This window comes from Croceifilum oryzae, from assembly GCF_030814315.1.
In the GTDB taxonomy this organism is placed as follows: domain Bacteria; phylum Bacillota; class Bacilli; order Thermoactinomycetales; family Thermoactinomycetaceae; genus Baia; species Baia oryzae.
In genome coordinates, this window is sequence record NZ_JAUSUV010000006.1 from 39690 (window position 1) to 51591 (window position 11902).

Here is an 11902-nt window from a genome sequence, read left to right on the forward strand (position 1 = left end):
GTCACACACTAATGAGTAACTAGATTTCAAATGGTTTGATCTGAAAGTAAATAGTCCAAAGAACTCCGCTTAAACAGGGATCCTTTGGACTTGACTTATTACTCTAACTCGCCAGCTTCCTCAATCGTATCTTTAAACAATGCGTGCAAAAACTGATCTCGGTCGAACTCTTGTAAGTCGTCGGCTTTTTCTCCGAGTCCGACGAACTTGACGGGAATCTTTAATTCGTTGCTAATGGCGATGACGATTCCGCCTTTTGCGGTGCCATCGAGTTTGGAAAGTACAAGGCCTGTGACGTTTACAGCTTCACCGAATGTCTTAGCTTGTACCATGGCGTTTTGTCCGGTTGTGGCGTCTAGAACGAGAATGACTTCATGCGGGCCATTCGGAATTTCGCGTTGGACTACACGATATACCTTTTTTAGCTCTTCCATGAGGTTTACTTTGTTTTGCAAACGACCGGCCGTGTCACAGAGAAGGATGTCTGCTTTTCGGGATTTGGCGGCCTGAATCGCATCGAAAATCACGGCAGCTGGATCTGAGCCTTCTTGATGTTTAATCACATCAACGCCAGCTCGCTCACCCCAGATTTCTAACTGTTCGATTGCTCCAGCACGGAAGGTGTCACCAGCGGCTAGAACAACTTTTTTGCCTTCTTGTTTGAAGCGATGAGCCAGTTTTCCGATGGTCGTCGTCTTCCCCACCCCGTTTACTCCCACAAATAGGAGAACGGTCATGCCGTCTTCTTGAATTTGTAATTTACTACCTGCATCTGCCTCTTCTAAGATATCGGCAATCATCTCGGACATCAGTGGTTGTAATTCCGTAGGCTCGGTAATTTTGCGGGCTTTCACCTCACTACGTAATCGCTCTACGAGATCCATCGTCGTAGTGACCCCTACATCTGCACTGATTAAAATCTCTTCTAGTTCTTCATATAGATCTTCATCAATCTTTTTTCGATTGCGAAATAGATCCCCCATCGCACCGACTAAATTAGTACTTGTCTTGCTCAAACCTGATAAAAACTTTTGCGTAACGGATTCCGTACTTTTAGATACACTCTCTTTTAAACGTTTAAAAAAACTCACACTTGCGCCCCCTAACTCATCGTTGCAGCTACTTCTTTACTACTATCATCATAATCTTCCATCCGCACAGATACTAGACTGGATACTCCTGATTCTTGCATGGTAATTCCATACAATACATCTGCGCCTTCCATCGTATGTTTGCGGTGGGTGATGAGGATAAATTGGGTGTTAACAGCGGCTTCCTTCATATATTGGACGAATCGTGTTAAGTTTGCCTCGTCCAGTGCCGCATCCACCTCATCTAAAAAGCAAAATGGGACAGGTTTTACTCTTAATACGGCAAATAGTAAAGCCAATGCCACTAACGAGCGCTCTCCTCCAGATAGCAAGGAAAGTTGTTGCAATTTTTTCCCCGGTGGTTGCGCCACAATCTCAATCCCTGTTTCGAGCAGGTTGTCCTCATCTGTCAATTGCAAATCGGCGCGACCTCCACCAAACATCTTCACAAATACATCTAAAAATTCTTCTCGAATAAGCTGGAACACGTCTAAGAAGCGTTTTCCCATCTCTGATTCGATTTGGGCGATGAGATCGTAAAGGGAACGTTTGGCATCTAATAGATCTGCTTCTTGTGTTTTCAAGAACTCTAAGCGTTCACTAAGCCGCTTATATTCTTCAATGGCACCTAGACTTACTTCCCCTAATCCGGCAATTTGCTGCTTGAGGGAACGTACTTTTCGCTCTGCCTGATTTGGTTCCTCTGGGACGCCATACATCTCTTTTGCGCGTTCGAAGCTGATTTCGTACTCCTCTGCCAGCTTCTGCAACAAATGATTCAACTCTACATCTAACCGGTTTACTCGAATTTCTAGATCACGGAGTTGCTCTTCTTGTTTGCGGATGGTGGATTGAGCTTGATGAACCTCATGTTCTAACTCATTCCGTTCCCGCATTTGCTCATCACGAGTCCCCCGCACCTGACTCAACTTCTCTTGGATCGCTGTTTTCTGCTCGCGTAGTTGATCAATTCGTGCGGATAGCTGATCCAGTTCCTGTTGATTTAACTCGCCACGTTCCCCAAGAGCCGTTCGTTCTTCCATAATCTGTTGTTGTTGCTTCTGGTTGCGTGATAAGTCACTTTGGATACGAGTCATATTTTCTTTGCTATTACGGATTTCTTGCTTGAGCTGAGCAACCGTTACACGCCATTCTGTCACTTGTTCATTTGCTTCCGCTTTGGCACTTACTTCTTGTTTGCGAAGCTCTTCTAACTCTTTTCGCTTCTCAATAAGTATTTTTTTCTGCTCTTCTAGCGTGTCTAGTGCTTGTTCAATCTCTTCTGTACGCTTCTCAAGCTCCATCGTTTTTTCATCCACAATGTGCTGTTGTTGCTCACTTTGCTCAATCGTTTTTTCTACATTTCGTAACTGGATTTGACTTTCGCGAAGATTACTCTCCATCTGCTGTTCTTGCAAACGGAGTTGCTCACCTTCTGCACGAAGCTCTTCCCACATCTTCTCTAACTGAGTTCGTTGTTCGGTCGTCGTCTTTAAATCTGCTTGCACCGAATCCCATTCCTGCTTATGCTCGTGAAGCTCTCCCTCCAGCTCCTCCAGTTGACGAGTCCGTCCGAGGAGATTGCTTTTATTATTTTGACGACTGCCGCCTGTCATACCTCCACCCTGATTAACGATATCTCCATCCAATGTAACCACTCGATAGCGATACTGAAGAGTCCGTGCTAGCTGGTTAGCTACCTCAAGATTTTGTGCAACCACTACCAGCCCAAGCAGATTCTCCACCAGTCCTTGATATTCAGGCTCACAGGAAACCAAGTCTTTAGCAATTCCAATAAAACCATCCAACTTTTTGATTCGTTCCACATCACGGCTTGGTAAAACCCGAGGTTGGATCACATCAAGCGGAAGAAAGGTAGCTCGTCCCAAACGGCGATCTTTTAAAAATTGGATCGCATGTCTTCCTGTTCGCTCGTCTGCTACCACCACATTTTGCACAGCTCCACCTAATGCCGTTTCCATCGCAATCTCATATTTCTCGGAAACGTGAACCAATTGAGCAACTGCACCTCTTACACCCGATAAGGTTTCATGTCCTCGATCGGAGGCGAGCAAAATCTCTTTTACGCCTTGAAAAAAGCCTGCATGCTCCGCTTCCATATCTTTCAACACATCATACTGTGAACGAGTCCGGTGATACTTCTGCTCCAATACTCGGTTTTGATGGTTAAGACTCTTCTCGTCCTCTTGAAGAGTATTCCGTTTCTCCACCATTTTACCTACTTCTTCACGCTTTTGTTCTAAAGTAGACTTTACTTCTTGTAACTGCTTATGTGAGCCCTCTTCCGCCTCTTCCATATCCTCGCGTTGCTCATAGACCTCAGACAGATGATCCATCAAAGAAGACAAACGCTCCGCCAATTCAGTCCGTTGTTGTTCCACAAACTGCCGTTCGCTTTTTAATGTAATCATTTCATTGTTACATTCCTGAATCTGGAGCACTACTTCTTGAAGAGGGGTGGAAGCCTCCTGTACAGTTAACTTCATCTGCTCCAGAATCGCTTGCAATTCTGTCTCAGCGGCTTGGGCTTCGATTTCCTTCGCAGAGAGTCTTTCTTGAAGCTCCGAAACCTCTAACTGAAGACGTGCTTCTTCTTCCTGCAATGCAGTTTGACGCTCTTGTAACTGCTGCTGTGTTACCTCTCTGTTACGGCCCCGCTCTAACCACACTTCCCGCTGACCTTCTGCCTTCTCAAGGTCCTCACTTGCTGTAAGGAGTTCTCCTTGTACTTGCTCTAAGCGGGCTTCACATTCATCCACCTGCATTTTTACCTCTTGCAGATAGACTTCTCGTTTATTTAGTTCAGCAGATAAAATGGCTTGCTCTTCTTTTCGCCGTTTTACCTCTTGAGCAGATGACTGCCACTTATCATGAATATCCTCAATCTTATGTACGTACAAGCCAATTTCAACTTGTTCTAATTCCGCTTTTAACTCTTTATAGGTGATTGCTTTTTCCGACTGCTCAGCGAGCGGCCCTACTTGACCATCTAATTCATGAATCAAATCATGGATACGCGCTAAATTTTGCTCTGTCGTCTCTAGTTTCTTCTCTGATTCCTTTTTCCGAGACTTGTACTTTACAATTCCTGCCGCCTCTTCAAAGATGGCCCTTCGATCCTCAGACTTGCTACTCATAATCTCTTCGATTTTTCCTTGGCCGATCATAGAGTATGCTTCTTTTCCGATTCCCGTATCCATAAATAATTCATTAATATCTTTCAGGCGACACGTTTGTTTATTTAACAAATATTCACTTTCGCCAGAGCGATATACCCGTCTAGCGACTGTTACCTCTGTATAATCAAGGGGCAATTTTCGCTCTGTATTATCAAATGTAATCGCTACTTCACAAAAGCCCACTGGCTTGCGAGTATCACTTCCAGCAAAGATAACGTCCTCCATCTTGCTACCACGCAATGATTTTGCACTCTGCTCACCGAGCACCCAACGAATCCCATCAGTAACATTACTCTTTCCGCTACCATTGGGACCTACCACAGCCGTAATACCAGGGACAAACTCAAGCTCCGTTCGGTTAGCAAATGATTTAAATCCAGACATCTCTAATCTCTTTAAATACACGGTCATCCTCCCCTCTCTCGCGGGCGTAATCCATTTATTTTATCATAGCCAAACTATGTATGAAAATTCCGCCTATCACTTTGTTTTCTTCTTTCTACACGACCGTTCCGTTTCCTTTTTGGCACTTTTGAAAACTGAAACAAAATGTTCACAAACTCAGGGATGTCCATATATTTACTACCCTCGCACAATCCTTTATGATGAATTACATTATGGAAATTGAACATAAAATATAGAAACACATGTGGAAACGAAATAGGAGGTGAAGCAGATGCTTTGGGACATATTAAACATTATTGGTATTCCAGCATTCGCCATCAGTGGAGCGATCGTAGCGCTCGAGGAGAAATATGACTTATTTGGCTTATATGTACTCGGATTCGTCACTGCCTTTGGTGGAGGAGTCATTCGAAATGTGCTGATTGGGATCCCCGTAACAAATCTATGGAGTCAAGGGAATTTAATGCTGGCGGCGCTGATCGCGATGTCCATCGTTGCTCTATTCCCATACATGTGGGGAAATCGTTGGCGCAAATGGATTCTGTTCTTTGACGCAGTTGGTTTATCTTCTTTTGCCATTCAAGGAGCACTCTTTGCTCACAAGATGGGTCACCCTCTATACGTAGTAATCGTTGCTACTGTGTTAACTGGCATCGGGGGCGGAGTGATCCGTGACCTCCTCGCAGGCAGAAAACCAGCTATTTTACGAGAAGAAATCTACGCTATTTGGTGTATCATGATTGGAGTGTGCGTGGGATCAGGATGGATTGTATCAGAACTCGGCCTTTATACATTACTTGTTATTATCGTGATTCTTCGAATGATGTCTGTCCATTATCATTGGAATCTATCCATTTATCGCAAACACCCATCCGTATAATCAAACATACAAATCAACCCCCCAACTCTGGATAGTTGGGGGGTTTTCATACCTATTTGTAGGATACTTTTTGAACCAAGCGAGCGGTGTCTTTCTCGTCGACTTCTCTTAATTTCGCATCTAAGATCTCTAAAAACTCTGCCGCATCCTCTTCACGCGTAATATCTAGGCGATCGGCATCAATAATGAGTACATCACTTTCCTTATAGTGATTAAACACCCAGTCATCATAACGTGAATGAAGGCGACGGAAGTAGTTAACATGACTTGGATCTTGTTCGTAGTCACGTCCTCGTTTCTCAATGCGCTCCATAATGGTTTCAAAAGAAGCACGTAGATAGATAAATAAATCAGGGCGCTTCTTAGGTCCTGTTGGACAGGTGCAGTGATCCAACTCTTGAATTTCCTCTAACATATTATGTAAAAGGTCCAGATAACAATCAAACTCTGCTTCTTTCATCATGCCATCTTCAAAATTAATTTTTGCAAACAACGCATCTTCATAAATCGAGCGATCCAACACATTATTTTTATGGCGCATTGCTTTTTTGATTGAACGGAACCGAGTATTTAAAAAATAAATTTGTAACGGGAAGGCAAAACGCTCCCGGTCGTTGTAAAATAAATCAAGTAGTCGATTATCATCAACAGACTCATAAAATGCTTCACTATTTAAATGCTGTGCAATCAATGTTGTATAGGAAGTCTTTCCGACTCCAATCATACCGCCAAGACAAATCACATAACCCATCTCCCTCAAAAGCCTCCTGGACTAGCTTCTTGAAACATTCCCATTATAGTATGGACAAGCAAAGGACGGAACCAGAGTTGGCATATTCAGTCCGAACCATATATGTAAGATAATAGTGTAACATTAAACAGAATGGAGTGGTATTCTTGATTTTTACTAAAAAACAAATTTTAGGATCTGCACAAGACTTTGCTTATCAAGTTCATCACAAAGATACAAGCGGTCATGATTTCCTACATATTGAACGAGTAGTAAATAATGCGAAAACGATTGCTGAACACACTGGCGCGGACCCATTTATCTGCCAAATGGCTGCTTATTTGCACGATATAGCGGATGAAAAAATTAGCTCGGACCCTGAGAAAAGTACACAACAAATTATTCAGTTTCTCATCGAGCACGGTGTCCCCACAGAAGATCGAGAACATATTATGGAAATTATTACAACCATGTCATTCCGAGGAGGGGCAAATAAACAGCCGCCTCGTACGTTAGAAGGAAAGGTTGTCCAAGATGCTGATCGCCTTGATGCATTGGGCGCGATTGGCATCGCCAGAGTCATGGCGTATTCAGGTCACACGGCTCGCCCCATTCATGATCCTTCTATTCTGGTACGCGATCAGATGACGGTAGCAGAGTATCGTAGTAATCGCGGGACAGCTGTTACTCATTTCTATGAGAAGCTTTTAAAGCTAAAGGATTTGATGAATACGGACTATGGAAGACATTTAGCTGAAGGCAGACATAAGGTGATGGAAGAATACTTGGAACAATTTTATGCTGAATGGGATGGGAAGCGCTAAGGCTTTGATTAAGGAAATACTGGATTTTATCTAGCACCATGTCCCGGGGCATATATCTAACCACAGCTCATCAAATAGTGAGCCTGCAAGGATGCGGGGTATGTCCGCTTCGGGCAAGTCGCAAAACTCGCAAAGAACGCGGAAGACTTGCCACAAAACGCCCTTGCTTCGAAGGACTACGCTAGGTAGGCTCACTAACATCGCTATGGTCAGATACATTGCCCCTATTCCATTTAATCTACTAGCAATCAGCACGCCTGTTCAATACCTGCAATCAGATACATGCCCCGGTACATCTAATTCACCAACAACTCTGGTGTCCCAAGTAGTCGTTCACTATTATTTCCCTTTTCTCTGTCTAGCACCCACAATCAAGGTCATCGTAACTAATAGCAACGCCGTTCCCACGATTAGCCATTCAGAAGTCCCTATTTCTTTTGATGATTGATCTGCTTCTGTCTCTTTTGAATCGGGAATGCTGTTCGTAGGTGTGTCAGTCGATGGCTTGTTTTCCGTGCCATCCATCATCCACATACGTTTATTGAGTGCATCTAAATCTGCCTGAGCCTCCGATAATAGCTTGGTACGACTACAAATAGTCGTAGTAAGATGACCATTTTCCTTGGTGGCGTAGACTAGATACTCTTTCCCCATTTCAAATTCAAACCCACAAGCTGCCCCGGAGAGAGCTGTATACACGGTTAATTCAGGATCAAGCTCACCTTTCCATCGTTTGGATACATGTAAGGTGGCGATGTGCTGGTTCGCATCGTCTTCCAGTTTGACAACCTGCCCCACAAAGACCGCACTACTTTTATCCGCTTCTTTAATCGGATCTCCTAGTGGAACACAAGAACATGCCTGTACATCTAACCCCCACCACCCACTCATGGTCAATAAAAAGCCCATGATAACTCCTAGCATGATACAAGCTCGTTTCATACTTAGAAAGCCCCCTTATGAGAATGGTTGGTTAATTCAGACAATTATAACCCTATCATAGCATGTTATGAACCTTTCCTCTATCTAAAACTCTTTCTCCATATGAATTAATTCCTGCATTCCTTTACAAGTCTTTACATATTCTGAGGAAATGGTTTGGAATCCTTGTTGTTTCCAAAACTTCATCGCAGGTGTATTAATGGCCAGCACATGGATGCCGACTCGTTTCCATTCCATATAGTTAATAAATAGATACAAAACTTTTTGACCATAGCCATGCCCATGATACCGTGCATGAATGGTTAAAAGAGAGATATGGGGGACACCGTATTTAGGATGTGTCGGAATCGTATCAATCATTCCGATTCGAAACCCATCTGACTTTCTTGTTATCCCTATCATCACCGATCCATACTCTCGCCACGTTCGTAGGAAACGATGTGTATTAAATTGCGCGTCATCATTAAAAAATGACCAGTAATAATGATTGCTCCGTTGCACTTCAATAAAATGGACCCACGTTTGTTCATTTAGTCGGTCAAATATGAAATTAGGCGATTCAAACAGTCTCTCCATCCTGTCTCCCCCAAAAGTTCGGTTTCAAGTGCATTACCCCGAACATATAGGAAAACAAATAATAATACAATAATTTATTTGTTGTTCGCATAGAAAACCACCTAGATTGTATGCTAGGTGGCTCCTTCTGTTCGTCTCGCTTGCCAAAGTTTTAAAGCCTTAGTAGCAGCTTGTTGCTCGGCCTCTTTTTTAGAGCGACCAGAGCCTCTGCCTAGACATTGGTTCTCCAAATATACTTCAGAGACAAAGTATCGATCATGAGCAGGACCTTGTGTATCAATAATTCGATAGTCCAAGGGACCCACTCGTTCTTGTTGTACTAATTCTTGAAGCTGACTTTTCGCGTCTGTCATCCGTGCTAACCACTCATCATTGATTTTCGGAAACACCACACGCTGTAAAAAAATCCGCGCTGGTTCCAATCCTTGATCGAGGTACACGGCTCCTATGAATGCTTCAAACACATCAGCCAACAGAGAAGGTCTAGTCCTTCCTCCTGTCAATTCCTCTCCTTTACCAAGTCGTACAAAGCTACCAAAATTTAATTCCTTGGCAAACGAAGCCAGCGAAGGTTCACAAACAATTCGAGCACGACGACGAGTTAGCTCTCCTTCACTCATCTTCTGATCATAATGAAAAAGAAACTCGGATACGGCTAGCTCCAAGACCGCATCTCCTAGATATTCGAGTCGTTCGTTATCTGGAATGTGCCCTGAATTTTTCCGCTCGTGTGCATACGAGGTATGGGTGAATGCTTGTTGGAACAATTCTCTGTTACGAAAGCGAATCCCAGTCGCTTGTTCCAAGCTTGTAAAGTTCATGTTAATATCACCACCCTAAGAATTACACATCCTCATATACTTTAAACGCGATGGTTGCATTGTGTCCACCAAAGCCAAAAGAATTAGAGATCGCAGTACGAACCGATGCTTTTCGCATTTCATTTGGTACATAATCCAAATCGCATTCTGGATCAGGATGTTCTAAATTGGTTGTTGGTGGGAGGATTTGGTGATATAAAGCCAAAACAGAAGTAATCGCTTCGATTCCACCTGCCGCACCCAGCAAATGACCAATCATCGATTTAATCGAGCTTACGGATAATTGATAAGCATGGTCACCAAAAGCACGTTTAATTGCAATGGTTTCATATAAATCGTTTAGCGGTGTAGAAGTACCATGAGCATTGATATAATCAACTTCCGTCAGCTCTAAACCAGCATTGCTGACAGCTGCTAGCATACTTCTCGCCGCTCCATTTCCGTCTGGAGCAGGGCTAGTAAGATGGAATGCATCTGCACTCATCCCATAGCCGATCATCTCTGCATAAATCCTAGCACCTCTTGCCTTCGCACGCTCTAGGGATTCAAGAATGATTACTCCAGATCCTTCTCCCATGACAAATCCATCTCGTTCCTTATCAAAGGGCCTGCTTGCACGTTGTGGATCATCATTGTTACGAGAAAGGGCACCCATCGAAGAGAATCCTGCGAATGCCATTGGCGTAATCGTTGATTCAGTTCCTCCGCAAACCATTACATCAGCATCTCCATGTTGAATTAAACGGAATGCCTCCCCAATACTGTTTGTTCCGCTTGCACAAGCGGTTACAGAAGAGCTATTGGGCCCTTTCGCACCTGTATGGATCGATACTAAACCAGAAGCCATATTTCCGATCATCATCGGAATGAAAAAAGGGCTTACTCGCTTAGGACCTTTTTCCATTAAAACAGTGTGTTGACTTTCAAGCGTTGGTAGTCCACCGATACCAGATCCGATGTAAACCCCAATGCGTTCTGCATTTTGATCATCGATTTGAATGCCTGCATCTTGTAGGGCCATCTTAGCTGCCGCAATGGCATACTGTACAAACAAATCGGTTCGTCTTACTTCTTTTTTATCTATATATAGAAGCGGATCAAAATCCTTGACCTCCGCAGCAATTCTCGTGGAATAATCAGTTGCATCAAAACGAGTTATATATCCTAGTCCAGATTTACCAGCAATCAAATTGTTCCAGAAGGTAACGACTTCATTTCCGATGGGCGTGAGCGCTCCTAATCCTGTGACAACAACCCGACGTTTCATCTGGTGCACCGCCTTTCTGAATGCTGTACGAATGAATGATTCATTTAGGAGAGAGCCCCGCAGTCAAACGGGACTCTCTAGTTAGGTATAAATGCATATTCAATACTTAAGTATTAGCTTTTTGTGCGTCTACAAAGCTGACGATATCTTGTACAATCGCAATTTTCTCAGCAGCTTCTTCATTGATCGAAAGACCAAACTCATCTTCCAAGTCCATGATCAAATCCACTACATCAAGAGAATCTGCATCAAGGTCTTCACGAATGGAAGCTTCGAGCGTAACCTCTTCAATTGCTACATCCAATTTCTCAGAAATAATTTTTTGTACACGTTCTAGTGTTGTTGCCATCCTTATCACCTCCTTACGTATTATACGAAAACAACATTTGACAAGCAATGAAGCATTTTCCTATGAGGTAACCATCCCGCCATCTACATGGATCGTTTGACCTGTAATGTAGCCTGCGGCAGGACTTGCTAAGAATTTCACTAGCTGTGCTACATCGTCAGCCGCCCCAAATCGTCCGAGTGGAATCGCTCCAAGCATCGATTTTTTCGTCTGTTCATCTAGTTTAGCTGTCATATCCGTCTCGATAAAGCCGGGTGCGATCGCATTTACGGTAATGTTCCGGCTAGCGATTTCTTTAGCTGTTGACTTCGTTAATCCAATTACGCCTGCTTTTGCCGCTACGTAGTTAGCTTGTCCCGGATTCCCCATTACACCTACTACGGAACTCATATTAATAATTCGACCAGAGCGTTGTTTCATCATTGGACGAATCACTGCTTTGGTACAGAAAAAGACACCTTTTAAGTTAGTATCAACTACTTGATCCCAATCTTCTTCTTTCAAGCGCATAATTAAATTGTCTCGCGTAATTCCCGCATTATTCACTAGGACATCAATTCTACCAAATCGTTCCAAAACCTGCTTGCATGCCGCATCAACCTGCTCTTGACTCGACACATCTACTTGAAGAGCCAGTCCTTGTCGTCCTGTAGCTTGAATAGCAGAAAGCGTTTCTTCAGCCGCTACTTGATTCCCAGCATAAAAGATCACTACATCGGCACCTGCTTCTGCCAATGTACAAGCAATCGAACGACCAATTCCTCTAGAACCACCTGTAACGATAGCTACTTGATTTGTTAACATACTTTTCCCTCCT

The 11902-nt window shown here is 43.4% G+C and carries 11 protein-coding genes; 2 read left to right on the forward strand and 9 right to left on the reverse strand.

Annotation, left to right across the window (positions count from 1 at the left end; all coding sequences use genetic code 11):
* Positions 1-98 precede the first annotated feature (98 nt).
* A complete protein-coding gene (gene ftsY / locus J2Z48_RS07515; protein ID WP_307252367.1) occupies positions 99-1091 on the reverse strand; it encodes a signal recognition particle-docking protein FtsY in 993 nt (330 codons plus the stop codon).
* Between the two features lie 11 nt (positions 1092-1102).
* Positions 1103-4696 (reverse strand): chromosome segregation protein SMC, encoded by a 3594-nt coding sequence (smc, locus tag J2Z48_RS07520; RefSeq protein ID WP_307252369.1) that lies wholly within the window; start codon positions 4694-4696, stop codon positions 1103-1105.
* A 271-nt stretch (positions 4697-4967) separates the two neighbouring features.
* On the opposite strand from smc, the gene J2Z48_RS07525 reads away from it, so the two are divergent.
* Positions 4968-5576, forward strand: a complete 609-nt coding sequence (locus J2Z48_RS07525) for a trimeric intracellular cation channel family protein (RefSeq protein WP_307252371.1) — start codon at positions 4968-4970, stop codon at positions 5574-5576.
* A 52-nt stretch (positions 5577-5628) separates the two neighbouring features.
* Here the strand turns inward: J2Z48_RS07525 and J2Z48_RS07530 are convergent, their stop codons facing one another.
* Positions 5629-6327, reverse strand: coding sequence for a deoxynucleoside kinase (locus J2Z48_RS07530; RefSeq protein ID WP_370872908.1), 699 nt, complete (start codon positions 6325-6327; stop codon positions 5629-5631).
* Between the two features lie 146 nt (positions 6328-6473).
* Here J2Z48_RS07530 and J2Z48_RS07535 point away from each other — a divergent pair, with 146 nt between their 5' ends.
* On the forward strand, positions 6474-7130 hold the full coding sequence (locus J2Z48_RS07535) for an HD domain-containing protein (protein ID WP_307252375.1): 657 nt from the start codon (positions 6474-6476) through the stop codon (positions 7128-7130).
* Between the two features lie 339 nt (positions 7131-7469).
* Here J2Z48_RS07535 and J2Z48_RS07540 read toward each other — a convergent pair whose 3' ends face one another.
* The 6 genes from J2Z48_RS07540 to fabG form a co-directional block, all read right to left on the reverse strand.
* Positions 7470-8072 (reverse strand): hypothetical protein, encoded by a 603-nt coding sequence (locus tag J2Z48_RS07540; RefSeq protein WP_307252377.1) that lies wholly within the window; start codon positions 8070-8072, stop codon positions 7470-7472.
* An 84-nt stretch (positions 8073-8156) separates the two neighbouring features.
* The gene (locus J2Z48_RS07545) at positions 8157-8648 is read right to left on the reverse strand and encodes a GNAT family N-acetyltransferase (RefSeq protein WP_307252379.1); all 492 of its coding nucleotides are present in this window, start codon (positions 8646-8648) and stop codon (positions 8157-8159) included.
* A 113-nt stretch (positions 8649-8761) separates the two neighbouring features.
* Entirely contained in the window at positions 8762-9469 is a 708-nt protein-coding gene (gene rnc, locus J2Z48_RS07550) for a ribonuclease III (RefSeq protein ID WP_131847269.1), read from the reverse strand.
* Positions 9470-9491: 22 nt separating this feature from the next.
* On the reverse strand, positions 9492-10736 hold the full coding sequence (fabF, locus tag J2Z48_RS07555) for a beta-ketoacyl-ACP synthase II (protein ID WP_307252382.1): 1245 nt from the start codon (positions 10734-10736) through the stop codon (positions 9492-9494).
* Positions 10737-10842: 106 nt separating this feature from the next.
* Positions 10843-11085, reverse strand: a complete 243-nt coding sequence (acpP, locus tag J2Z48_RS07560) for an acyl carrier protein (RefSeq protein WP_307252384.1) — start codon at positions 11083-11085, stop codon at positions 10843-10845.
* Positions 11086-11145: 60 nt separating this feature from the next.
* Positions 11146-11889 (reverse strand): 3-oxoacyl-[acyl-carrier-protein] reductase, encoded by a 744-nt coding sequence (fabG, locus tag J2Z48_RS07565; RefSeq protein ID WP_307252386.1) that lies wholly within the window; start codon positions 11887-11889, stop codon positions 11146-11148.
* Positions 11890-11902: the final 13 nt, after the last annotated feature.